Origin of the sequence: Psychrobacillus sp. NPDC096389 (genome assembly GCF_044762855.1) — a bacterium.
GTDB lineage: Bacteria > Bacillota > Bacilli > Bacillales_A > Planococcaceae > Psychrobacillus.
Genome location: NZ_JBIWFB010000001.1, coordinates 1,287,289 through 1,310,602, shown reverse-complemented (window position 1 = coordinate 1,310,602; position 23,314 = coordinate 1,287,289). Strand labels below are relative to the sequence as shown.

Here is a 23,314-nt window from a genome sequence, read left to right as displayed (position 1 = left end):
TTTTTAATACCTAAAAACAAAGCCCTGGAAATTTTACTGTTCGTAAAATTTCCAGGGCTTTTCATTTTTCAAGATGGGTTTTGTCCCAGCCTCTTTTAATTTATCTTCATAATACTTAAAAGAAGTAAAAGTAGAGGTATGAAGGAAATTGAATTATGAAAAGAGCAAATTTGACGAGTTATACATCTAGTTAATTTTTTATGAACGCAATGAATTACAAAAAAGAATCAAAAACCATGCTCTACTACTATAATTAGAAAGTCTTTTAAAACTGTGAAAGACAGAGCTATTTAATGGAGTATGAACTGTATTTTACTGACAACGAGAAAGAATTTATTCCGCCCAATATCTCTCAACAAATTGGTGTACTTAAACAAGGTTATCTTGAATGCGCTTTAAAAAACCAGCTGTTGCTGATTAAAATAAAATAAAAGAAATGAGTCCATATATATTAGTAATGAGCTGTCAATTAAACATAATGTCTTTTTTAGAAGTCAGGCTAATGATGTAGGGGTACATGGGGCTATACAGCAGAAGGAGAAGGCTGTCAAGAATACCTACAGTAAAAAATATTTTAGAGGTAATGTTTTGAAAAAATAAGACCTTTCGGTATCATTGGAAAGGTCAATTCTGGATACTGGCATTAGTTCATACCTAGCTGAAAAATAATAATACCTGTTATAATACCACTTATTATCCCTGCTAAGATACCACCGGTTACTTGGTTAAAAATAAATCTTTTGAGTCCTCTGCTGAACCTTTTTTTATCCTTAACAAGTTCTTTGTAAGGCTCAGAGTTTTTCATAGCAGCAACTATTGAAGGATGGTTTTTATGCCATGGTTGGTTAAGAAAGTCTCTGTCTTCATCTGTTAAATTAAACCTACTATATAAGTCAGGTCTACTAGCCTGATTATCTATATTTCCTCTTTCAGCGGGAGAGTTGACATAGTATAGCATAACAGAAACAAAAGCATCCCCTACCTTAAGCTCAATATCTTGATCTGTAGTATTGCTTACTGTAACTAGAGAAAGACCATACCATTGAGGGTCTAAGGTAGTGGATATGTTACTTAATCCTTTTGCTACCAAGGAGACTCTTGGATGATATGTACCTCCTATCCTTCTAGAAACCCATATTGCCTCTTGGGTGTGTATAGATACAGTTGAGAAAGCTTTTAAAATTATTTTCTTCTTATCAGATGTAACAACAGAATCCCCTGACTTAATATCCCACGCATGAGCACTAGCAGTTAAATTAATTGAGCTAGCCTTGATATTGTGCAGAACTAAGGGGTATATACTTAGTTTCTTAGCTCTAACCAATTCTCTTTTTATATCAGTATTGCTTAACAACAAGGCACACACACCTATCATTCAAAATATGGTAGTTAATAAATATGAAACTATTACAATTGTTTCATATTTGGATTATTGTGTAAATTATATCATAAGTTCAACGAGACTGCTATCTTTATCATACTTTTTTACTATTTTATTTTTAATTATATGCAGATGCTGATAATAGGGTTTCAAGAATTGAATTACCTGTTGCAAACAATACTAGGATTATAAAACTGGGGAAAGATTTTAAATCTGCTAGTAAAATAAGAAAAGGGAGAGCTAGAAAGTTCCTCATTTATTTTATGTGCCTAAAATAAGCTTAGCCATAACTGTAATGGCTAAGCTTTCACGTATCTATATAAAAGAATATTGGAATTGCTAGTTAAAATTAAATAAGACCTAGATATTACACAGTTAAAGTTTTTAGACACAATCCATAATTAAATAAAAAACTGCCCAGAAATCTGTTAACAGATTTCTGGGCAGTCATTTTATTTAACCTTGTATTTCACCTAAAACTTCGAACCACCATATCCATACTCATCCAGTAGTTCTTCAAACGTTTTATTTTTTTCTTTTTGCTTTCTTTCAAAAGCTAGCTGCGCTTGTCGTTCTTCTTCTTTTGCTTGCTCTTCTGCTACTAATTGCTTCTTTGTTTCTTTTAATTTATCAAGTACATCAGAAGAAAGTTGATCGAAAAGACCATTTCCTTCTTCTTTTTTAGCTACTGGTTTTACTTGTTGCTTTTGTTTTTTCTTTGCCAAATGGTTCACCTTCTTATATTAACGTTTAACGATTGTCGCTACTCCTTGACCTCCGCCGATGCAAAGCGTTGCAAGACCTGTTTTTGCATCTTGTTTCTCCATTTCGTGAAGTAAGGATACAAAAATGCGTGCTCCACTTGCACCGATTGGGTGACCAAGTGCGATAGCTCCACCATTTACGTTTAATTTATCATGATTAAAGGATAATTCTCTATCTACTGCTATCGATTGTGCTGCAAATGCTTCATTTGCTTCGATTAAATCGATGTCTGAAAGGGCGATTTGCGATTTATTTAACACTTTTTTCACTGCTTCTACTGGACCAATCCCCATAATACTTGGATCTACACCTGCAGATGCATTTGCTACGATTGTAGCTAATGGTTTTAACCCTAATTCATCTGCTTTTGCTTTTGACATTACGACTACAGCAGCTGCTCCGTCATTAATACCCGAAGCGTTACCCGCAGTTACAGAGCCATCTTTTTTAAATGCCGGACGAAGTGTGCTTAATTTTTCTTGTGTAGACCCTTTTTTCGGATATTCATCTGTATCGAAAATGATTGGATCTCCTTTACGCTGTGGAATTTCTACAGGTACAATTTCATCCGCAAATTTTCCTTCTTCAATCGCGTTTGCTGCGCGTGCTTGAGATCGTGCTGAAAAAGCATCTTGTTCTTCTCTAGTAATATTATACTGATCACATAAGTTTTCTGCTGTAATTCCCATATGATAGTCATTAAATGCACACCATAGACCATCTGAAATCATGCTATCTACTACTTTTTGATCGCCCATGCGGAAGCCATCTCTAGCATTTTTCAATAAATATGGAGCTTGGCTCATATTTTCCATTCCACCTGCAACGATAATATCCGCATCCCCAGCGATGATTGCCTGTGTCGCAAGATGGATTGCTTTAAGACCGGATCCACATACTTTGTTAATTGTAAGTGCCGATACAGCAACAGGTAAGCCTGCTTGAATAGAAGCTTGTCTTGCCGGATTTTGTCCTAAGCCTGCTTGCAAAACATTCCCCATGATCACTTCATCTACAGACTCTTTTGATACCCCTGCTTTTTCAAGTGCTTTTTCGATAACAATGGCACCTAACTTTGTTGCAGGTACATCTTTTAATGCTCCTTGAAATGATCCGATTGCTGTTCTGACTGCACTAACAATAACTACTTCGTTCGTCAATTTCATTTCCTCCTCATATTCCCCTATATTTATTCCCCACACTTGACTACCCTCTTAATTCTACTAAATATAGTTAAAATTTGCTTGTTTAAACAATGATTCTTACAATAGAATGGGAGAGTTATTCCTTTTAAGTGTACCAAAAGAGCCCCCAATTATCGAGGGTGAAGCACTTGTTGGTCTAAAAATGAAAAAATATTAAAAACACAACTACAAAAAAGTATGCATGAACTTCAACCATTTGTGGAAAAATTAGAAGAACTAGGAGCAACAAAAAAATGTTGTGAATATGCTAAACAAATGAGTGTTGAATCGAATATGTATAAAATTCTTAAAAGAAACTAGGAGTGGAGGCTATGAAGAAAAGAGTAATCGTTTGGACGAGTATTTTTACGAGTGCCGTCACGGCAATTACCACTGTTTTTGGTTTTTTTGTGACGAACAAGCTAATGTATATGAAGAAAAAAGAAAATGACTTTATTTTAAATCGCGAAATAACATCAAAGCGGCTAGATGAGGCTTGGTTCCGTGCAGTGAACAAAACAGAACAGTGGATAGAATCAATAAATGGATATTCCTTAAAAGCCATTTTCGTGGAACCATTAGAAACAAAAAATTATGTTATCATTTGTCACGGTGTGACCGAAAATAAAATTAATTCCCTGCGCTTTGTTCGTATGTTTGAAAGACTAGGTTTCAACAGTGTTGTATACGATCATCGACGACATGGCGATTCTGGTGGAAAAACGACCAGTTTCGGTTTTTATGAAAAGATTGATTTACAGTCAATTGTAGAAGTAGTACGTGAACGTGTAGGAGATAACGCAATTATTGGTATACATGGGGAATCGATGGGTGCGGCAACCATGCTACTTTATGCTGGTTCTATAAAAGATGACGCAGATTTCTATATTTCGGATTGTGCTTTTTCCAATTTTGAAGAGCAAGTGACACATATCATCAAACAAACGACCCCACTGCGTACAGGACTTGCTATTCGATTTGCTAATTTATTTTTAAAGATGCGAGATGGTTATACACTAAATCTTGTGTCTCCCATTGACGTAGTAGATAAGATTGAAAAACCAGTTCTATTTATTCACAGTCTACAAGACGATTTTATACTCCCTAAAATGACAGAGGAATTATTCAAGCAGAAAAAAGGGGCCAAAACATTAAAACTATTTGATATTGGTTTGCACGCAAAATCATTTAATGAAAATAGTGAAGAGTATGAGCAAGTAGTTGCAGATTTTTTAATCGAAAATAAATTGCTGAATAAGTAAAAAGCACTCTTTGAAGAGTGCTTCAGACTGTCGACAAAGGGCCTTCAGAACGACCTCATTCTGAAGGCTCTTTGTAATTTTTAAAGATTTTTGGGTATTATTTAGACCCATTCTAGGAAAGAATGCTCTTCGAACATTCTTTTTTATACCATTTCCGGAGCTTGCCAAGTCCAATTGGCAAGCTTCTTTAAATTCATTGCAGCAAAAGTAAGCATCGCCTGCATGGACAATTTTTTAATCCCACGTAAGGTTGTCCATCGCATACCATGCTTTTCTTTTGCATCGGCAAAGACGCGTTCAATCGTTTCTTTACGTCTCGCATATATTTGTTTGATATCATTTTGATGACGAAGGTGATCCGCTTCCTCCACATGATGAGCCCAAATATGACGTTCAATGATTTTTCGGTGTTCCTTACTACTAGTACATTGAGCAAGTAAAGGGCAGTTTATACACTGAGTAGGGTTCGATTTATATTGACGTTTCCCTTCTTTAGTCGTTGTCGAATATTTTAGGACCTGTCCTTTCGGACAAAGGTAGCAATCATAGTACTCGTCATAAACGTATTCATGTCTGCGCAAAAATCCATCCTTTGTTTTTGGTCGTGTATAAGGAAGTGCTGGTTGAATATCATGTTCAAATAAGAATTTAGTTATCGCAGGTGTTTTATAAGCAGCATCGGCAGCAACAGCAAGTGGTTTTTTTACTTTTTTCATTACCTTTTCAACAAGTGGTTGGAGCATGTGGCTATCATGAATATTTCCAGGTGTCACAATCGATCCGAGTATAAATCCATATCGATCAGCTGCGGCATGAAATGAGTAAGCAAATTGCTTCGTTCGTTCATCTTTTACATAGTAGCCACTTTCAGGATCGGTTGTACTTTCCTTAATTTCCTTCATCTCTTCTTTTTCAAATTTATCAGGCGGAAATGGTTTCTTCCCGTGATCTATTCTATCTTGATTCAATTCTTCTTGAAGTTTCGCTTCATATGCCCGAGTCTCTTTTCGCACAATCTTCTTTTCGAATTTACGTTTATTCGCACTCGCTTTAACATGAGTTGAATCGATGAAAACGTGGTCGGCACTTAGTAATCCTTTATCCGCAATTTCTTTAAGAATCCGATAGAAGATTTGTTCAAAGATATCCGTATCTTGGAAGCGGCGTTCATAGTTTTTACCGAAGGTTGAAAAGTGTGGGACATCTGTATGAAAACCGAAGCCTAAAAACCAACGATACGCCATGTTTGTTTCAATTTCTTTGATGGTTTGACGCATGGAACGAATACCAAATACATACTGAACAAAAGTCATTTTGATTAACACAACTGGGTCGACACTTGGTCGACCTAATGTAGAATACAGTGATTCTACTAGTGGATAGATAAAAGAAAAATCAATCGCCGATTCGAGCTTTCTTACAAGATGATCCTGTGGTACAAGATCATCAATAGTTATCATCTCGATTTGATCACGTTCCTGATTATGGTTTTTAGTCATCATATCTATCACCTCTTAGTAGTTTTCACTTTATCTTTTAGCTCTACTTTAATATCGAATATTATCTTAATTTTATTGTAAAATAAAAAAGACTGTAAGCAAACTCGAATTTTCGAGTTTGTCTACAGTCTGAAGCACTCTTTGAAGAGTGCTTCTATTTATTTTGCATTTTATTCATTTGGTTCATCATTTGTTTCACTTGTTTTTCAGAAGGCTTACGTCCCATTTGTGCCATCATCATACGAAGCATTTGTTCATTAATAGGTGGGTTCTCTTTTAAGTATTTCATCATATATTGACGTGCTGCAAAGAAACCGATTGCCGCACCAGCGATTAACGCAACGATTACAATAATAATCCATATCCAAGTTTGCATATTTTCTCCTCCTTTACGTGCTTGTCTACGTGTACAGGACACCATTGAAAATTATACTATATATTCCCCATGCATTCTATATATATTCAAAGAAAAAAGCAATTCGAATACTATTAACAACGAGTATTCGAACTGCTTTTATACATTTCTTAATTTTGTAGTAAGTTTTTCATTTTCGAAACAACGTTTTCTACAGAGAAACCATACTCTTTCATCACAATTTCACCTGGAGCACTTGCGCCGAATTGATCGATTGCAATAACGTCTCCTTCAAATCCAACATAACGATGCCAGCCTAGAGATGCTCCCATTTCAATCGCTAGTCGTTTAGTTAAATGAGATGGTAATACTGATTGTTTGTAGGCAGCATCTTGTTTCTCAAATAAATCCCATGATGGCATAGAAACAACAGAAACTTGAATACCTTCATTGGCAAGCACTGCTTGCGCTTCTACAGCTAAGCTTACTTCTGAACCGCTAGCAAGTAAAATTGCTTCTGCGTTTTCATTTGGTGAAACAACGTATGCACCTTTTGCAACTCCGCTACTCGCTTGTTCTACAGAACCTTTAAGAGTTGGTAAGTTCTGACGTGATAACACAAGTACTGTTGGATGATCTTTTGCAGATACCGCAAGTTTCCATGCTTCCGCAGTTTCGTTTGCATCTGCAGGACGTACAACTGATAGACCTGGCATAGCACGTAAGGAAGCTAAATGCTCAATAGGTTCATGTGTTGGACCATCTTCTCCTACAGCAATACTATCATGTGTAAATACATATGTTACAGGTAAGCCCATAAGAGCAGATAAACGAATAGCTGGTCTTACATAATCACTAAATACAAAGAAAGTACCACCGAAAACGTTCAATCCACCATGAAGAGCCATTCCGTTTAATGCAGCACCCATAGCAAATTCACGCACGCCAAACCAAATATTTTTACCAGCATAATTTTCAGCAGCAAAATCTCCTGCGTTTTTCATCGTCGTTTTGTTAGAACCTGCTAAATCTGCGCTTCCTCCAAAGAATGAAGGTAGATTTTGTGCGATTGCATTAATGGCATCGCCTGAAGCAGAACGAGTCGCATGGGACGTTCCTTCTTCATACGTTTTCAAAGCATCCGCAAAATTCGCTGGCATTTCTCCACTAATCGCTTGTTTAAAAGTAGCAGCAAGTTCTGGGTATGCAGCTTCATATGCGTTATATACTTCATTCCAAGCAGTTTCTTCAGTTACACCTTGGCGTTCGGAAGCTTCTTTGAAAGTTTCATACACTTCTTCGGGCACGTGGAAGTCACCTTCGAAAGCCCATTCGTATGCAGCTTTTGCTAAAGCTGTTTCATCTTTACCTAGTGGCATACCATGCGCATCCGATTTACCTGCTCTGTTTGGAGAACCAAATCCGATAACCGTTTTTACTTCAATCAGTGTCGGTTTGTCATTTTGACCTTTTGCTTTGTCAATTGCAGCAGAAATTTCAGCGATATCATTACCGTCTTTTACTAAAATATAATTCCATCCATAAGATTCAAAGCGTTTTTCAATTTTCTCAGAGAAAGATTTTTGTAAATCTCCATCTAGGGAGATGTCATTACTATCATATAAAACGATCAGCTTATCTAATTGTAAATGTCCCGCAAGCGAGATTGCCTCAGCTGCAACACCTTCCATTAAATCGCCGTCTCCACAAAGAGCATATGTGTAATGATCTACAATAGCATGATTTTCTTTATTGTAAGTGGCAGCTAAATGAGCTTCCGCCATTGCCATCCCTACTGCCATACCAATACCTTGTCCAAGAGGACCTGTTGTTGCTTCAACACCTACAGTATGTCCAAACTCTGGATGTCCTGGAGTTTTAGAGCCCCACTGTCTAAAGTTTTTAATCTCTTCCATTGGTAAGTCATATCCACCAAGGTGAAGAAGACTATAAAGAAGCATAGAACCATGGCCCGCAGATAACACAAAACGGTCACGATTAAACCAGTTTGGATTATTTGGGTTGTGACGTAAATGCTTTGTCCATAAAGTATAAGCCATTGGTGCTGCTCCCATAGGAAGACCTGGATGACCTGAATTCGCTTTATCAATCGCATCAATGGATAATGTACGAATTGTATTAATTGCAAGTAAATCTGACTGTAATGACATAAATGACATCCTCTCGAACAAAATTTTTAACTATAGTACTAGTTTAGACAACAATGCACGTATTATCAATGGTTTCTGAAATGATTAATTAATTCAGAAACTTACCTTTCTTCGCTTGTTGTACTTTTGCAGGAGTAACATCATTTCCAGCAGGGTCAATAACTTTAACACTCTCAATTGTATCTCTCATCGTAGAACGAAACGTTTCTAGGTATTCTTTTCTTAGAGCACTTTGTTCTTTTGCTTCTTCTATTGATAATCCTGTTGTTTTAGATTTTTTGGACAGTTCGCTAATTCTTGCTAGCTTTTGTTTACTTAACATATTTAATTCATCCTTTCCTTTTGTACCTCTTATAAAGGTAAGGAAAAAAGCGCCAGAGTGCAAGTCTTTACACTTCCTGAGACTCCACAAATTCAATATATCTACGATGAATAGTTGCTTTACTGATTTCAAAACCTAATCCTTTTAAAGTAGAAGCGATTTCGTCGTAAGTTAAGCCAGCTTTTCTAAGCCTTACAATTTCTTCTACAGGAGCATCTATACGTTCTCTTCCTTCTGGATTTCCTTTTGATTTTAAGTTTTTCTCTGGTCGAAATCCTTGTGAGACAGCACGCTTCATGCCTCGCTTTATCTTTGCATTATGAAGCTTTCGTTGATACTCCTCCACAAGAGCCAATATTTCTAACAGCATGGAATCCATTTCATTTAAATTTAATATTCCTTTATCTTGTAAAGTGAAGACAGAAGTATTTGTTTTTTGAAGTAAATGGAGTACAGCCATTCGACCATTTCCCCGTCCAATCCGGGTCTCATCTTGGACAAAAATTGCTTTAATATCGAATTCTTTTACATATGTAAGTAGGTCAAGCAATCCATCGCGTTCAATATCATATCCACTATGTTGGTCCGTAAAAACTTCGCTTACTTCATAACCTTTCGTTTGTGCAAATTCTAACAGTTCTTCTTGTTGTCTAGTTAAAGAAGATTCTTGTGTTTCTTTTTCAGTGCTTACACGACAATATATTACTGCTTTCAATTGCTATCACTCGCTATCTCTGTACCGTGATCAAAATGAAAATTATCTCTTATCTCTGGAATAATAAGCGTCTCCCCTGCTCTAATATGAGCGGTTTGTAAATTATTCATGACCATCACGTTTTTTATCCAAACTTCTTTTGGTTCATCTACTGCAAACTTATTTGCAAGTTCCCATAAAGAGTCACCATGTTCTATTTTAATTTGATGTTGTTGTTCTGTCGATATTGTATTAGAGATGACAAATGTCGTCAAAAAAACGACACTTAATCCTAAAAATAATGTAATAAAATAGTTTTCTTTTATCCAATTCATCATAAATCCCCCTAATAAGAATGTTTGTTCGGAATGTATGTTCTAATAATAAAACGAACGTTTGTTTTTGTCAACACTTATTAGAACCTATGTTTGCATAAAGTTTGAGAGACTGTTATACTATTAGTAAGAAAGAAATTAGTAGAAAAATGAACATAAAAAAGAGGTGAACTCAATGAAAAAAGCGTCGAAAAGACAAGAAGATATTTTAGCTTTTATTAAGGAAGAAGTTCGTACGAAAGGATATCCGCCTTCTGTACGAGAAATTGGGGAAGCAGTTGGACTAGCATCGAGTTCTACTGTGCATGGGCATCTTGCTCGCCTGGAAAGCAAAGGTCTTATTAGAAGAGATCCAACGAAACCACGCGCAATAGAAATCCTTGATGGCACTGCAGAAAAACAAGGTGTCGTGCATGTGCCGCTAGTAGGTAAAGTAACCGCAGGCCTTCCAATTACTGCAATTGAAAATATCGAAGAGTTTTTCCCACTGCCTGAAACATTCGGTACAGCCGATGATCACTTGTTTATGTTAGAGATTATGGGAGATAGTATGATTGAGGCAGGAATTTTAAATGGGGATTATGTAGTCGTAAAACAACAGCAATCTGCAAATAATGGGGATATAGTTGTCGCTATGACAGAAGAAGACGAAGCGACAGTTAAACGCTTTTTCAAAGAGAAATCATTCTTCCGTCTGCAACCAGAAAACTCATCGATGGATCCAATTATCGTGAACCAAGTATCGATTCTTGGAAAAGTAGTCGGCGTATACCGTCATATACAATAAGATGAAATTCAATCAGTGAGGGGACCTTCCCAACTGATTAAAGTGGGAGTCTTGACTTATCGTTGATGCGTAATAAAATTCTTGTAAACTTGACAAATAAAACGAATGTCCGTATGATGACAAAGAGCCGATATCATATTTAAACGAAAAGTGGACATTTTCGTTTAAATCATCGAAAAACCCTCCCATCTGTAGAAGATGGGAGGGTTTTGTTTTATGCTTCTGTTTGCATTTCTACTTCTTCCCCGTTTAAGATTAAACGATAGGAAATGTCTGCTTTCAACGAAGCAGAAACTGCACAATATTTTTCTTCTCCAAGTTTTATAGCGCGAATGACTTTTTTCGCATCAATATCTCCTTTTACGTCGAATAATAATGCCGCTGCAGTAAAAGCTGTTGGTAATTCTTCTCGACGTGCCCCATCCACTGTAATTTCAATCGATTCAATTTTTTCTAAATGGGGTTTTAAAATCATTGTGACGTCAATTCCAATACAACCAGCTAACGAGCTTAATAACATTTCGGTTGGCGTCGGTGCTTGTCCTAGTCCTCCATAATTTGCCGTTGCATCCATTACCATCGGATAACCAGAAGGTCCTTTTGCTTCAAATGCTCGTCCGCCTTGCCATATTGCTTTTACTTCCATGATTGATCATACTCCTTTAGTTAAAATTCATTTACTTTTGCTAAAAACTTTTGGGCACGTTCTGTAAATGGATGCAAGAAAAACTTCTTCGGTTCTGCATCTTCTACCATTTGACCGTCCGCCATAAATAAAATTCGATCCGCGACATCTTGAGCAAACTTCATCTCATGTGTGACGATAACCATTGTCATTCCTTCATCTGCTAGTTCTTTCATCACTTTTAGTACTTCTCCGACTAGTTCTGGATCTAATGCGGAAGTTGGTTCATCGAACAACATTATTTTCGGTTCCATTGCAAGTGCTCGCGCAATCGCTACACGTTGTTGCTGTCCTCCTGATAGTTTCGAAGGATAGACATTTTCTTTTTCTTGCAAGCCTACCCTTTTCAACAATTGGGAAGCGATCTTTTTCGCTTGTTCTTTTGATTGTTTCTTCACGACGATAATAGCTTCCATTACATTTTCAATCACCGTTTTATGTGGATATAAGTTAAATTGTTGGAAAACCATGCCGGTATCTTGACGGATTGCGTGGATCTTTTTCTGTTGCATTTTTTTCGTGTCTGTCGCATTGATTAGATGATTATTAACTGAAATTGAGCCTCTCGTAATCGTCTCTAATCCATTTAAACAACGTAAAAACGTACTTTTTCCGGAACCACTTGGTCCAATGACAGCAACTACTTGATGAGCGGGAATCGTCAATGAAATATTTTTTAATACTTCATTTTGACCAAAGCTTTTCGATAAATCATTTACTTGTATCAAGACTTTTCCCCCTTTAATAAACGGATAATCGTTTCTCTAATTTATTCAAAATAAATGTAAATACAGTACTCATAATCCAATACATTAACGCAATCGTTAAATAAAACGGCATATAGACATAATATTGCGCAATCAATAACTGTGCTGAGCGCATTAGTTCTGTAACTGCAATAACAGAAACTAAGGAAGTCTCTTTCAACATCCCGACAAATGTATTTCCTAATGGAGGAATGGCGATGCGTATCGCTTGCGGGATGACAATACGTCGAATAGCTTGTCCTTCTGTCATCCCCGTAGCAAGCGCAGCTTCTGTTTGACCTGCCGGGACCGCTTGAATTGCACCACGGAACGCTTCTGATACATAGGCTCCGATATTAATACTTAAGGCAATATAAGCAGCTGTCAATGAACCTAACTCAATGCCAAAATCTACTAGTCCAAAATACACAATAAAAATTTGGACTAGTGGTGGAGTTCCCCGAATAATCGATACGTACACTCTCGCTACATTACGAAAGAAGCGATTGCCCTTTAATCGTGCAATCGCTGTTATCAAACCGATGATCAAACCGAAAAACATAGATACCACCGTTATTAATAACGTATAATAAGCTCCTTTTAATAAAAAAGGTATATTATCTATTATTAAATCCATGTACACTACCTCTTTCTTTACTCGGCCTTAGGTTCTTCTTCAAACCATTTAACGAAAATTTCTTTATACGTACCATCTTGTTTCATTTCTTCGAGCGCCTTATTAAGGGCATCAACTAATTCCGTGTTGCCTTTTTTAACTGCTACCGCCGCTTGGTCTGCTTTGATTGGTGCTCCTACTGCCTTTATTTTAAATCCATTTTCTTCAACGATCGGTTTTAAAGCGTATGCATTATTAATCGTCGCATCCACACGTCCAGCCTCTAGGTCTTTTAGTGTTGTGATGACATCGTCGTACGTGTTGATCTGGAAGTCGCCAACCTGAGGCATTAAATCATTGCGTAGAAAAGATTCATCGTTCGTCCCTAAGCCTACTGCAATTTTCTTACCTTTGAAATCCTCTACTGATTGGATAGTTGTATTATCTTCTTTGACAATTACTTTTACTTCATTCGTTATATAAGGTTCTGTGAAATCTAATTGTTTTTGTCGATCTTCCGTAATCGTTACTTGACTAACCAAAATATCGAATTTCCCTTTTTGCAAACCAGGGATCAAACCTGAAAATTCCTGTGCGACAAAGTTAGCTTCCACATCTAAACGTTTTGCTAATTCTTTTGCAATGTCTACGTCAAATCCATCGTATGCTTGCTCTTTGTTCATGAAATTATAAGGAGCATATGTACCCATGATTCCAACAGTTATTTCACCTTTATCTTGTATAGCAGACAATGTGTTCTTATCATTTTCTTTCGTTGTATTAGTTCCACATGCTGCTAAAAGCAAAACAGTTGCAGCTACTATCATTAATAGTAAGTTACCTTTTTTCATCTTTGTTTCCTCCTTTAAATCACTACTGTGCTCTTACCAATAAAATCCTATTAGAATACTAGCCATTAGTCAACTACTCTGTATTATCCAGACTCTTTCCTCAATTCAGCATTCTCATCACTAGTACCACAATTTGAACAAAACGAAACTTCTACCTATGTTTCCCCAAACGTTAATGTAATATGACGAAAATTAGCATGCTTTTCTTAAAATAAAAAAGATTGTTGAATAAGTCACCACATAGACTTTTTCAACAACCTCTTTTATTACACAATTTTTTTCTCTAATTCTAAGATCCGCTTTTCTAGCTCTTCGACTTTTTGTGCTATAGGTACTGCAACCGCCCAAGCATAGTACTGGTTGACGCTTTTAAATGGATCATTGCCATCCGTAATTTTCAATCTCATTGCTTCTTGACGAATCGCTTCTTGTCCAGCTGTTAGTCTTGGTTCTGCCATACTTAACTCCTCCTTTTTCGCTGCAACTGCATCATTTAATGCAGCCAATGTGTTGGCTCCTACAATTCCGTCTGCTGCTAGATTTTTCGATTGTTGGAAGCTTTTAATTGCCGCTTCTGTAATTGGTCCTTCAATCCCATCCACATTAAGCTCGTAGCCAATAAAGACTAACATTTTCTGCACTTCTTCCACTGCTGGGTCAACGATATAATGTAATGGATTTACAGCATTTGGTTGACCAGGTGCATATGCAGGAATATGCATTTCAAAATGTAAATGTACACCTGTACTATTGCCTGTAGTTCCTTTTATCCCGATTTGTTGTCCTTGTTTGACTGTCTGTCCTGCTCTTACAGACATGGATTTCAAATGTGCGTACAATGTTTCGTATTTTTTTCCGTTTACTATATGTGTTAGAATAACCGCATTTCCGTACCCATCAATGACTTCCGCTCGATTCACTTTCCCTTTTTCGGAAGCTATTATTATTGGGCTTCCATCACTTCCAAAGTCTACTCCTTTGTGCGCCTTCCATTCTCCTGTGACCGGATTTTTTCGAAGGGGACTAAACCTCGAAGTGATTCTTCCTTCACATGGTCTAATAAACATGCTATTTTTCCTTTCTCTACTATTTGTAGTTTTTTAGTCTCTTTATTATTAAATGCAGAAGAAATATTATTTCATAGTTTCTTATCATGCGTTTACATAATTTATTTCAAAAATCTCCGCGGCAAACCTTCTTTCTGCTTCTTCTACTTTTCGTTTTACCTCTTCTAGCCGCTTTGTATATCCTTTTTCATCAATAGGTCCAGAAGGTTGCACAATGTAAAATCCTGGTCCCGGTGTCCAATTTGTCATGACATGTCACCTCCACCCATCTAAAATGGAACATTTCCAATTCGGTAGTCTTTCGTTTCTTTAAACACTATAAACTTTGGTTTTTTAAAACAACGCGATAGAAATTTTTCATCGTATAATTTGGTCAATGTAGTACTTGATAAATTAGTTTTGTAAATGGTCACTTTATGTTGTCTGCTAGATGATAAAGCGTATAAAAACTTATGGACAAAGTCTGTAGCCGCCTTTTCTATATCGATTGCTCCTGACTCTGCACCAAGATCATCCAACACTAGGAAATCTACCTCTTCTATCAATTTTAAGAAATAGAATTCATCTAATAGGCACTGCTATTTCTTATAAGATTGTCAAAACGAATTTTATAGTGGACAGTCGGGGCTCCATTTGCTCTAAAAAGTTTAGTTTCGATCAATTCTTTTTCTGCCAATATAGTCGTTGCATAACGAACTTGCCTTTGGGTTAAACATACTTCTTCGTACCACTCTTTGTTCGATTTATAGAAAAATCCATCCGTCCTTTTGGACTTATCCGAATAAAAAACAATTTGATTTAACAAGATAGATTCCGCCAGGTCACCTGTCATTTCAATAAATAATTTAAGAATTGTAACGATGCGATCTTGTCCACTTAATTGCGTTATCATGCTCCGAATTTCAGTGTATTTATTCATCATCAAATTCTCCCTTCATCTTATATATAGGGTGATTTAGTACAATCGAATACACTAAAAATAAATAAAAAAAAAGCGTTGAGGCTAGTTATGGCCAAAACGCTTTTTTATATTATTTGACTTCTTCTATTTTAGCTAAAGTCTTGGGATGTGATTTTTTTTCTAATTTAGAGTTAGTATCATTTGTTACTTCATGTTTGGCCCAGTAAGAGGCAAGAAATGTTCCGGTAATTACTTGCCAAGCAGATGCAAATGCACTTGGTAATGCAGCTAGTGGCGTGAAATAAGATGCAGCTAAAGCTACACCGAGCCCAGAGTTTTGCATTCCTACCTCAATCGATATGGCACGCTGGTCTTGACGCGAAAGTCTTAAAGCCTTCGCCGCAAAGTATCCTAATAGAAGACCAAATCCATTGTGCATTAATACCGCTACGAATACTAGTGCTCCGGCAGTCGCAATATTTTCTTTATTGTTTGCAACAATAGCAGAAACTATAATTGTAATCGCCACAATGGAGATTAACGGTAAAATAGATTCGCTTTTTTGGGTAACAGTAGGTAAATATTTACTAACTAATAAACCTAAAATGATCGGAATAATAATCACTTGTATAATGGACATAAACATAGACATTGGATCAATTGGCAACCATTGCCCTGCAAAAATCAACAAGAGCAGTGGCGTCATGATAGGCGCAAGTAAGGTAGAAACACTCGTCATCGTAATCGAAAGAGGTACGTTTCCTTTTGCCAAATAGACCATTACATTGGAAGAAGTCCCTCCAGGAACACTACCTAATAAAACTAAGCCTGCTGCAAGTTCTGCGGGTAATTTTAATAAGTAAGCAATAATAAAAGCGATCGTTGGCATAATCGAAAACTGCGCAACTATTCCTATTAAAACAGGGATTGGGTTTGTAAAAACTAGTTTAAAGTCAGAAGCTTTAAGCGTTAAACCCATACCGAACATGACGACTCCAAGTAAGATCGTTATATACGCACCAAATGAAGAAAATAAATTAGGAACCATAAAAGCCAAGATGGAAAATACGATTACTATAAAAGCAAAGTATTTACCTGCAAAACTACTTATTGTGCTTAGTGCTTTCATTTTTTGTCTCCTTACTCAGCTTGCTTGAGTACATTACAGCTGAACTTGAATAGCAATATTTTTTATTTGGATATAGTTTTGAACGGCTAAATGACTTTTTTCTCGTCCAATGCCGCTTTTTTTGTATCCACCAAACGGCATCTGAACGCCGCCTGCAGCTCCGTAACTATTAACGAAAACTTGACCACTGTCAATACGCGAAGCGACATAATGTGCAACATCAATATCTTTAGACCAAACGCCAGCAACTAGTCCATACTCTGTGGCATTTGCTAGTTCAATTGCTTCCTCCACATCACTAAAACGTACAACACTGAGCACAGGTCCGAAAATTTCTTCCTGTACAAAAGAATTATCATGATCAGATGCTTCGATTATGGTTGGACTGATATAAAAGCCATTTTCATAACCTTCCACTTGAACAGCTTCCCCGCCTACTAAAATCTTTGCTTGATCATCAACAGATCCTAAAATCTCTAAAATTCGCTTATACTGTTTTTCATTAATAATCGGTCCCACATCTGCATTGTTAGCAGGTGGTCCCACTTTTAAAGTTTTAAATTTCTCTACTAACTTTTCTAGTAATTCGTCTGCAATGGTTTCCTCTACTAATAAACGAGATCCTGCTGAACAAGTTTGACCAGCATTTTGTACAATCGAATTAACGATCACAGGAACTGCTCTTTCTAAATCAGCATCTTTAAAAACAACATTCGGTGATTTTCCACCTAACTCAAGTGTAACAGGCACAACATTGTTTGCAGCTGATTTCATTACTGCTATTCCTGTTGGAACGGAGCCTGTAAAAGTAATTTGGTTGACACCTGTATGAGAAGTCAATGCAGAGCCAATTTCTGCTCCATATCCTGTAAGATGTTGAAATACTCCTTGCGGAAGTTTTTCGTGGAACCATTTGGCTAAAAAGTTCGTTGTCAGTGGTGTATCTTCCGAACTTTTTACAATAACTACATTTCCCGTAGCAATTGCAGCCGCAACACTACGAGCGGTAATTTGGATAGGATAATTCCAAGGAACAATATGAAGTGTAACTCCAATCGGCTCAATAACCGTTACATTCAATAAGTCTTCTTCAATGGGAATACTATCTCCAAACACTTTGTCTGCCAAGCCAGCATAAAATTCAAAATAACGAGCAGCTGCTTCAATATCCCCTTTTGCTTGTGCACTCGGCTTACCAATATCCGTCGATTCAAGTTCCGCTAATCTTTGCGCATTCTCTCTAATATATCTTGCCGTTTCTTGTAAAAATTGTCCTCTTTGAAAGGGTTTATAAGATTTCCATTCTTTACTTTTCAACGCTTTTCTCGCCGCTTCGACAGCACGATCTGCATGTTTTTCATTCCCACGAACGATTTGTGTAATTAACTCTCCAGTAGCAGGATTAAGCACATCGATCCATTGTTCTTGCTCGCTTCCAACCCATTCTCCGTCAATTAGCATTTGTATATTTTCCATTTTGATCTTCCTTTCTAGATACTTCTTCCGCCATCTACATGGATTACTGCACCAGTAATAATTTGAGCACCATCTGTTAATAAGTGTGTTACCGTTGCTGAAATATCAGTTGGATTAATCAATCTACCTAATGGAACGCTCTCTGCAAAAATATCTTTATTTAATTCTACTTCGCCAGCTTGAGCGGAAGAGAATTGTCCTAACATTTGTGTATCCGCTGGACCAGGGTGTAATACATTTACACGAATATTAAATGGTGCTGTTTCCAGTGCCAAAGCTTTGGAAAATGCTTCTACTGCCCCTTTTGAGGCAACATAGCTTTGCAAACCTGGACGCGGTCTTGTAACAGAAACGGAACCTACATTAATAATAGATCCATTTTTTGTTTCCTTCATATATTTTACCGCTTCACGGCTCGTTAAAAATATCGCAGTGGCATTGATATCGATTATTTTATGCCACTCCGAAAGCTCTACTTCTGTAATTGGTTTTGCAGACTGTGCGATTCCAGCTATATTGACTAGCCCATCTAATTTGTTGAACTCATCAAATATTTCTTTGAAAGTCTGCTGAATACTGTTTTCTTCTAAAAGATTAATAGCTTTAACACGTAGATTTTCATTTTCGATTGATGATAAAGATTCTGTGTTAATATCCAAAGCAACGACTGTTGCACCTTCTGCCAAAAGATTTTCTACTACTGTTTTTCCCATTCCTCCGCCAGCTCCTGTGACAGCAATGACTTTAGCTTCTAATTGACCCATTTAAAATTCCCCCTTTAGCATACTTTTTCATATTTTCAATAATTTTATCTGCAAATTCTGTTGTGGAAGCATTTCCACCTAAATCCGGTGTTCTCACTTTACCATCTACTAATGTATCTTCTATTCCATCGACAATTATTTTTGCTAGGTCCGGATACCCTAGATGTTCTAACATTAAAGAAGTGCTCCAAATTTGTGCGATTGGATTTGCAATGCCTTTACCCGCGATATCTGGGGCAGAGCCATGTATTGCTTCAAACATAGAAGGATATTTCTTTTCTGGATTGATATTTCCTGAAGGCGCAGTTCCAAGTCCACCTGAAATCGCTGCTCCCAAATCTGTTAATATATCACCAAACAAGTTGCTTCCGACTACTACATCAAAGATTTCTGGCTTCGATACAAAAAAGGCAACTAAGGCATCAATATGGTAAAATTTCGGTTCTATTTCTTTATAATCTACGCCAACCTCTCTCGTCACTTCATCCCAAAACGGCATTGAAAAGTTTATGGCATTAGATTTAGTAGCAACAGATAAATGCTTAGAACCTCTTTTTCGAGCCAATTCATAGGCATATTTTATAACCCGTTCACTACCCATTTTTGTAAAAACACTATTTTGAACTACTACTTCATATGGAGTTCCTACATGCAAGCGGCCTCCACTATTGGAGTATTCCCCTTCCGTATTTTCTCGCACTACGACAAAGTCAATATCTTCAATGCCTTTGTTTGCTAAAGGACTTTCAATTCCTTTTAATAATTTGATAGGTCTTAAATTTATGTATTGTTGAAATTCTCTTCTGATCGGCAGGATTAACTCCCAAACGGAAATATGATCCGGCACTTCTGGCGATCCAACTGCACCAAATAAAATAGCGTCATAGGGAGCCAATGTTTTTATACCGTCTTCCGGCATCATTCGTCCGGTTTCCAAATAACGCTTACAATTCCAATCATAAGAATCGATTTCAAATTGCAAATTTCCATGTATCTCTTCCACTGCTCTTAATACTTTGATGGCTTCCTCTATAACTTCTGGACCGATTCCATCCCCTGGAATACTTGCGATTGTGTGCTTAATCAAACACTACACTTCCTTTCTGCTCATTACATACTACATATGATGTACTCAATTTTATATGTTATCATCATAACTGCATATTGTAAATGAAATATTCTAAATAATTATAAAATTAATATTTTTCATTTATAAATGAGTTTATCCGATATAATCTAAAGAAAAGAATGTAAACAGGACTGGGGGATTCACCTTATGCATTTCGAAAAACTAACAACTTCCGACAAAATCTCAACCGAAATTGTCTCCACTATAAAAAACAAACTATTAGACGGAACACTTAAAAATGGCGATAAATTACCAACAGAAGCTGAATTGGTCGAACAGCTCGGTGTAAGCAGGACCCCTCTTCGGGAAGCAATAAAAGTACTGGAATCGATTGGAGTTATACAGATTAAGCGCGGTGAAGGGATGTTCATCACCAATAATCCTTCCCACTTTTCCTTAAATCCCTTGATTTTCAGCTTGATTTTGCACAGCAATAATACACAAATGCTAATCGAATTCCGTCAACACTTTGAAATTCTAATGATCAATCTCATTCGTGCCAAATGGTCCGAAGAAAAAATAAAGAAAATTGAGGAAGTCTATTATAGTCAAGCCCAACGACTAAAGCCCGATTTAAGCCCTGAGGAACTGGCCGACATTGACTTAGAATTCCACTATGCTGTACTAGAAGCTACTGAAAATGCCTTTGTAATCGAAATCGGAAAAACCATCTATGAATTGTATAAACCCAAGATGATTGCCTCTAAACAATCAAGCAATATCGAACAAACACTCTATTCACATAAAGTCTTTTTGGAATTACTTTATAAGAAGGATGTAACGGTCAGTGAGGAACAGATCAATGAGATGATTTTATACAATCAAGAGTGGTTGGAGGAAGAGTGAGGTTAGATTATTTAAATTATCTGTTCTAAAAAAGGTAAATTAAACAAAAAAAGTCCTACCCGTGATACATGAGTAGGACTATTAGTCATTATTAACTTTGCAGCTTTCCACAACGATCAAAATTCAATATCTTTGCTAGTATAAACATCAGCAAACCAGCGCAACACATCATTATGATGGTCAATAATCTGCTGAGCTAAAAATTCTTTCGAATCCCAAGTACTATGGGCATCTGAAACGAGCGTGACTTTATAGTCCATACTAAAAGCTCTTCTACAAGTTGTATCTACACACACTTCTGATTGAATTCCTGCAACAACCAAATGCTCGATTCCTAGTTTTTTTAGTTCATCATCTAACGTCGTTCTAAAGAATGAATCGGGCGTATTTTTTTGAATAATAATGTCTCCTGTTTCGGGTGTTATTTCCGGGTGAATCTCCCAACCTTTTGTGCCATTCTCCAAAGTTTTACCGACCGGAGCATTATGCTGCACATATAAAATAGGTGTTTCAGTAGAGCGGGCCTGACTTATTAAGACCTTCAAGTTTCGCAGTAAATTATCCCCATTATGTACGATATTGTCTTTTTGAAACATCCCATTTTGAACGTCTATAACTAAAAGTGCTTTCTTCATTACTATCCCCCTAAAAAGAAACGTGCGTTCCATTTTTATTATACACTATTCATCATCGATTTAAAACTACACAAATCTTTTAAAAGAATAAAAAACAGAGATCATAATCTTTTTCGATCGGAAAACGACTACACTGACCCATTACAGAAATGCCTCCAACTGTACTCTGCTTTCAAACGATTACTAAAAAAAGGATCTTGTAAAGTCGAATACAAATAAAATTAATTTTATTAAGTAGAAAAAAGCGACCAACTCCATTAAGAGAAAGTCACTTTTAGAGAAGTGAAAACAGGCGGATAGTATCTCGATTTTATTAACTAACTTTATATCCAACGATTTAATCATGAAGCTCATCGTAGCTGAAAATTTCTCCAAACTAAATAGTCTTCATAATTACAAGTTTTAATATAGGAATGATGCTCCTACAATAATAAGTAGGATAAACAGAACAACAATCAACGCAAAATTCGAATTGTTTCTTTCACCACATTCACCTTCATATCCAGACATCTTATACGCCCCCTTTCCTAATATTATTTCTAGATTATGAAAAGTTTAAAATATGGATAAGGTAATATATCTCATAGTGAATAAAAATAAAAAACCCATCGATAAATTTGAAGAGTACATGAAAGAAATTGAATAGTTTTGGGGTAGAAATGGGGCAGATTCAAAATACTTTCCACGAACTACTTATTCAATCAAAAGATAAAGCGTTAGAGCCCAACAGCTCCAGCCCTTTTTCTATTGATACTTCTTCAAGTATTGTTCTCTCTCCCATGGATGAAATGCGGTTCTAATGATGTGCTTGTTAAACACTCTATAAAATAGGCTTGCAGAAATGTAGTTAAATTAGTTTTTTTAGAAATGGCATCCTATACAGTCTTATTGGAAAACAAAAAAGTGGATTATCCCCATAAATAAAAAATAGTCCTTCCATTGCGGAAGGGCTTTTTACTGTAATCGAAGTAGTTAAAGTTGTATGTAATTTTAATGATATCTGCTTTTCCGTCACTTATAGTGCCCCCCTCTGACAGTATCAGAAACAGAAGAGTATCTAAAAGTGCTTGGATTTTTAGCTACTTCAATTAAACTTTCTCCCGGTTGTATATTTAGAAGAGCAAACATTTTTTCTTTATTTTTAATTGTGAAAGCATTGTCTGGATTGTCTGTTGGAAAATGTTCATTTTATCTACTGCATCATCTATTACTAGAAATTTAGTATAATTACCATTCAGATCGTAGTAATAAATCTTCATTGCAGATTTTTCCCCGCTGCTTGGAACTGTCCAGTTCTCTTCGTATTCTGCAGCAGGATTCCCCAACTTTTCTTTTAACTGATCTGGCGCTATACGACTATATTGTGTGACATCGATAATAGGTTGAATGTTTTGGATAACCGTAGCTGAAGTTTGAAACGAGCACATGCTGTCAAAATGATTAAGGTTATACTTGTTACGATTAGTAGTATAATTCGTTTCAAAATGATAAAACTTCCTTTAATTACCTCTAATAGAATCCATACCTTGTCCAATTTGATAAATTTAGTTCGAACAACTGCATTTTCTGCAGCATCTGTTTTTACTTTTTCATCTCGATTACTACTTAAAGATAGATAACCGAGTAGCATTCCAAATAGTGCACTCAACATAGCTACCACCACTGTTCTTTCCGTTCTGCACCCCCAATTTTTCAAATCAAAAAGAACGCCCAT

Annotated in this window: 27 protein-coding genes; 3 read left to right on the top strand and 24 right to left on the bottom strand. The window is 36.5% G+C overall.

Going from position 1 to position 23,314, the window contains the following annotated elements:
• Positions 1-643: 643 nt before the first annotated feature.
• The 3 genes from ACIQ38_RS06240 to ACIQ38_RS06230 all read right to left on the bottom strand — a co-directional run bounded on the left by ACIQ38_RS06240 (position 644) and on the right by ACIQ38_RS06230 (position 3,312).
• Positions 644-1,354 carry a hypothetical protein gene (locus tag ACIQ38_RS06240; protein WP_402819502.1) on the bottom strand — a complete coding sequence of 237 codons (711 nt, stop codon included), beginning with the start codon at positions 1,352-1,354 and terminating at the stop codon, positions 644-646.
• A gap of 500 nt (positions 1,355-1,854) precedes the next feature.
• Entirely contained in the window at positions 1,855-2,106 is a 252-nt protein-coding gene (locus ACIQ38_RS06235; protein WP_402819500.1) for a YqkE family protein, read from the bottom strand.
• An 18-nt stretch (positions 2,107-2,124) separates the two neighbouring features.
• Entirely contained in the window at positions 2,125-3,312 is a 1,188-nt protein-coding gene (locus tag ACIQ38_RS06230; protein ID WP_402819645.1) for an acetyl-CoA C-acetyltransferase, read from the bottom strand.
• 350 nt (positions 3,313-3,662) lie between these two features.
• Between ACIQ38_RS06230 and ACIQ38_RS06225 the strand changes: the two genes are divergently transcribed.
• Positions 3,663-4,592 (top strand): alpha/beta hydrolase, encoded by a 930-nt coding sequence (locus tag ACIQ38_RS06225; protein WP_402819497.1) that lies wholly within the window; start codon positions 3,663-3,665, stop codon positions 4,590-4,592.
• 143 nt (positions 4,593-4,735) lie between these two features.
• Here the strand turns inward: ACIQ38_RS06225 and ACIQ38_RS06220 are convergent, their stop codons facing one another.
• The 6 genes from ACIQ38_RS06220 to yneA all read right to left on the bottom strand — a co-directional run bounded on the left by ACIQ38_RS06220 (position 4,736) and on the right by yneA (position 9,968).
• Positions 4,736-6,094, bottom strand: coding sequence for an IS1182 family transposase (locus ACIQ38_RS06220; RefSeq protein WP_402819494.1), 1,359 nt, complete (start codon positions 6,092-6,094; stop codon positions 4,736-4,738).
• 151 nt (positions 6,095-6,245) lie between these two features.
• Positions 6,246-6,467: a YneF family protein gene (locus tag ACIQ38_RS06215; protein WP_142537267.1), complete on the bottom strand. Its 222-nt coding sequence runs from the start codon at positions 6,465-6,467 to the stop codon at positions 6,246-6,248.
• A 149-nt stretch (positions 6,468-6,616) separates the two neighbouring features.
• Positions 6,617-8,617: a transketolase gene (gene tkt, locus ACIQ38_RS06210; protein WP_402819491.1), complete on the bottom strand. Its 2,001-nt coding sequence runs from the start codon at positions 8,615-8,617 to the stop codon at positions 6,617-6,619.
• Between the two features lie 88 nt (positions 8,618-8,705).
• On the bottom strand, positions 8,706-8,939 hold the full coding sequence (locus tag ACIQ38_RS06205; RefSeq protein ID WP_142537269.1) for a DUF896 domain-containing protein: 234 nt from the start codon (positions 8,937-8,939) through the stop codon (positions 8,706-8,708).
• Between the two features lie 67 nt (positions 8,940-9,006).
• Complete coding sequence (locus ACIQ38_RS06200) at positions 9,007-9,654, bottom strand: YneB family resolvase-like protein (protein WP_402819486.1); 648 nt, start codon at positions 9,652-9,654, stop codon at positions 9,007-9,009.
• Positions 9,651-9,968 carry a cell division suppressor protein YneA gene (gene yneA / locus ACIQ38_RS06195; protein ID WP_402819483.1) on the bottom strand — a complete coding sequence of 106 codons (318 nt, stop codon included), beginning with the start codon at positions 9,966-9,968 and terminating at the stop codon, positions 9,651-9,653. Before yneA ends, ACIQ38_RS06200 begins: the two co-directional genes overlap by 4 nt.
• Before the next feature lie 175 nt (positions 9,969-10,143).
• On the opposite strand from yneA, the gene lexA reads away from it, so the two are divergent.
• Positions 10,144-10,755, top strand: a complete 612-nt coding sequence (gene lexA / locus ACIQ38_RS06190) for a transcriptional repressor LexA (protein WP_402819480.1) — start codon at positions 10,144-10,146, stop codon at positions 10,753-10,755.
• Positions 10,756-10,969: 214 nt separating this feature from the next.
• Here lexA and ACIQ38_RS06185 read toward each other — a convergent pair whose 3' ends face one another.
• From ACIQ38_RS06185 to ACIQ38_RS06130, 12 genes are all read right to left on the bottom strand, one after another.
• Complete coding sequence (locus ACIQ38_RS06185; RefSeq protein ID WP_402819477.1) at positions 10,970-11,401, bottom strand: OsmC family protein; 432 nt, start codon at positions 11,399-11,401, stop codon at positions 10,970-10,972.
• Between the two features lie 20 nt (positions 11,402-11,421).
• Positions 11,422-12,168 carry an amino acid ABC transporter ATP-binding protein gene (locus ACIQ38_RS06180; RefSeq protein WP_402819474.1) on the bottom strand — a complete coding sequence of 249 codons (747 nt, stop codon included), beginning with the start codon at positions 12,166-12,168 and terminating at the stop codon, positions 11,422-11,424.
• 13 nt (positions 12,169-12,181) lie between these two features.
• Positions 12,182-12,823, bottom strand: coding sequence for an amino acid ABC transporter permease (locus ACIQ38_RS06175; protein ID WP_402819471.1), 642 nt, complete (start codon positions 12,821-12,823; stop codon positions 12,182-12,184).
• A 17-nt stretch (positions 12,824-12,840) separates the two neighbouring features.
• Positions 12,841-13,653, bottom strand: a complete 813-nt coding sequence (locus ACIQ38_RS06170) for a substrate-binding periplasmic protein (RefSeq protein ID WP_402819468.1) — start codon at positions 13,651-13,653, stop codon at positions 12,841-12,843.
• 266 nt (positions 13,654-13,919) lie between these two features.
• Positions 13,920-14,720: a peptidoglycan DD-metalloendopeptidase family protein gene (locus tag ACIQ38_RS06165; protein ID WP_402819465.1), complete on the bottom strand. Its 801-nt coding sequence runs from the start codon at positions 14,718-14,720 to the stop codon at positions 13,920-13,922.
• An 84-nt stretch (positions 14,721-14,804) separates the two neighbouring features.
• Complete coding sequence (locus tag ACIQ38_RS06160; protein ID WP_402819462.1) at positions 14,805-14,969, bottom strand: hypothetical protein; 165 nt, start codon at positions 14,967-14,969, stop codon at positions 14,805-14,807.
• Between the two features lie 20 nt (positions 14,970-14,989).
• On the bottom strand, positions 14,990-15,241 hold the full coding sequence (locus ACIQ38_RS06155; RefSeq protein ID WP_402819459.1) for a P-loop NTPase family protein: 252 nt from the start codon (positions 15,239-15,241) through the stop codon (positions 14,990-14,992).
• Positions 15,242-15,285: 44 nt separating this feature from the next.
• Positions 15,286-15,639 carry a hypothetical protein gene (locus ACIQ38_RS06150; protein WP_402819456.1) on the bottom strand — a complete coding sequence of 118 codons (354 nt, stop codon included), beginning with the start codon at positions 15,637-15,639 and terminating at the stop codon, positions 15,286-15,288.
• Between the two features lie 112 nt (positions 15,640-15,751).
• A complete protein-coding gene (locus ACIQ38_RS06145; protein ID WP_402819453.1) occupies positions 15,752-16,750 on the bottom strand; it encodes a bile acid:sodium symporter family protein in 999 nt (332 codons plus the stop codon).
• 33 nt (positions 16,751-16,783) lie between these two features.
• On the bottom strand, positions 16,784-18,226 hold the full coding sequence (locus ACIQ38_RS06140; RefSeq protein WP_402819450.1) for an aldehyde dehydrogenase family protein: 1,443 nt from the start codon (positions 18,224-18,226) through the stop codon (positions 16,784-16,786).
• A gap of 14 nt (positions 18,227-18,240) precedes the next feature.
• A complete protein-coding gene (locus tag ACIQ38_RS06135; protein WP_402819447.1) occupies positions 18,241-18,990 on the bottom strand; it encodes an SDR family NAD(P)-dependent oxidoreductase in 750 nt (249 codons plus the stop codon).
• Positions 18,971-20,077 carry a tartrate dehydrogenase gene (locus ACIQ38_RS06130; RefSeq protein WP_402819444.1) on the bottom strand — a complete coding sequence of 369 codons (1,107 nt, stop codon included), beginning with the start codon at positions 20,075-20,077 and terminating at the stop codon, positions 18,971-18,973. Before ACIQ38_RS06130 ends, ACIQ38_RS06135 begins: the two co-directional genes overlap by 20 nt.
• 189 nt (positions 20,078-20,266) lie before the next feature.
• Between ACIQ38_RS06130 and ACIQ38_RS06125 the strand changes: the two genes are divergently transcribed.
• Positions 20,267-20,965 (top strand): FadR/GntR family transcriptional regulator, encoded by a 699-nt coding sequence (locus ACIQ38_RS06125; RefSeq protein WP_402819441.1) that lies wholly within the window; start codon positions 20,267-20,269, stop codon positions 20,963-20,965.
• Between the two features lie 116 nt (positions 20,966-21,081).
• Here the strand turns inward: ACIQ38_RS06125 and ACIQ38_RS06120 are convergent, their stop codons facing one another.
• From ACIQ38_RS06120 to ACIQ38_RS06110, 3 genes are all read right to left on the bottom strand, one after another.
• Positions 21,082-21,600: a cysteine hydrolase family protein gene (locus tag ACIQ38_RS06120; RefSeq protein ID WP_402819438.1), complete on the bottom strand. Its 519-nt coding sequence runs from the start codon at positions 21,598-21,600 to the stop codon at positions 21,082-21,084.
• Positions 21,601-22,002: 402 nt separating this feature from the next.
• Entirely contained in the window at positions 22,003-22,110 is a 108-nt protein-coding gene (locus tag ACIQ38_RS06115) for a YjcZ family sporulation protein (RefSeq protein WP_402819435.1), read from the bottom strand.
• A gap of 838 nt (positions 22,111-22,948) precedes the next feature.
• Entirely contained in the window at positions 22,949-23,248 is a 300-nt protein-coding gene (locus ACIQ38_RS06110) for a hypothetical protein (RefSeq protein WP_402819432.1), read from the bottom strand.
• Between the last annotated feature and the right edge of the window lie 66 nt (positions 23,249-23,314).

Coding starts and splice junctions, on each gene's coding strand:
- ACIQ38_RS06230 (WP_402819645.1), bottom strand. CDS start 3,312: ATGAAATTGACGAACGAAGTAGTTATTGTTAGTGCAGTCAGAACAGCA.
- ACIQ38_RS06225 (WP_402819497.1), top strand. CDS start 3,663: ATGAAGAAAAGAGTAATCGTTTGGACGAGTATTTTTACGAGTGCCGTC.
- ACIQ38_RS06220 (WP_402819494.1), bottom strand. CDS start 6,094: ATGATGACTAAAAACCATAATCAGGAACGTGATCAAATCGAGATGATA.
- ACIQ38_RS06215 (WP_142537267.1), bottom strand. CDS start 6,467: ATGCAAACTTGGATATGGATTATTATTGTAATCGTTGCGTTAATCGCT.
- tkt (WP_402819491.1), bottom strand. CDS start 8,617: ATGTCATTACAGTCAGATTTACTTGCAATTAATACAATTCGTACATTA.
- ACIQ38_RS06205 (WP_142537269.1), bottom strand. CDS start 8,939: ATGTTAAGTAAACAAAAGCTAGCAAGAATTAGCGAACTGTCCAAAAAA.
- yneA (WP_402819483.1), bottom strand. CDS start 9,968: ATGAATTGGATAAAAGAAAACTATTTTATTACATTATTTTTAGGATTA.
- lexA (WP_402819480.1), top strand. CDS start 10,144: ATGAAAAAAGCGTCGAAAAGACAAGAAGATATTTTAGCTTTTATTAAG.
- ACIQ38_RS06185 (WP_402819477.1), bottom strand. CDS start 11,401: ATGGAAGTAAAAGCAATATGGCAAGGCGGACGAGCATTTGAAGCAAAA.
- ACIQ38_RS06175 (WP_402819471.1), bottom strand. CDS start 12,823: ATGGATTTAATAATAGATAATATACCTTTTTTATTAAAAGGAGCTTAT.
- ACIQ38_RS06170 (WP_402819468.1), bottom strand. CDS start 13,653: ATGAAAAAAGGTAACTTACTATTAATGATAGTAGCTGCAACTGTTTTG.
- ACIQ38_RS06165 (WP_402819465.1), bottom strand. CDS start 14,720: ATGTTTATTAGACCATGTGAAGGAAGAATCACTTCGAGGTTTAGTCCC.
- ACIQ38_RS06160 (WP_402819462.1), bottom strand. CDS start 14,969: ATGACAAATTGGACACCGGGACCAGGATTTTACATTGTGCAACCTTCT.
- ACIQ38_RS06150 (WP_402819456.1), bottom strand. CDS start 15,639: ATGAATAAATACACTGAAATTCGGAGCATGATAACGCAATTAAGTGGA.
- ACIQ38_RS06145 (WP_402819453.1), bottom strand. CDS start 16,750: ATGAAAGCACTAAGCACAATAAGTAGTTTTGCAGGTAAATACTTTGCT.
- ACIQ38_RS06140 (WP_402819450.1), bottom strand. CDS start 18,226: ATGGAAAATATACAAATGCTAATTGACGGAGAATGGGTTGGAAGCGAG.
- ACIQ38_RS06135 (WP_402819447.1), bottom strand. CDS start 18,990: ATGGGTCAATTAGAAGCTAAAGTCATTGCTGTCACAGGAGCTGGCGGA.
- ACIQ38_RS06125 (WP_402819441.1), top strand. CDS start 20,267: ATGCATTTCGAAAAACTAACAACTTCCGACAAAATCTCAACCGAAATT.
- ACIQ38_RS06120 (WP_402819438.1), bottom strand. CDS start 21,600: ATGAAGAAAGCACTTTTAGTTATAGACGTTCAAAATGGGATGTTTCAA.
- ACIQ38_RS06115 (WP_402819435.1), bottom strand. CDS start 22,110: ATGTCTGGATATGAAGGTGAATGTGGTGAAAGAAACAATTCGAATTTT.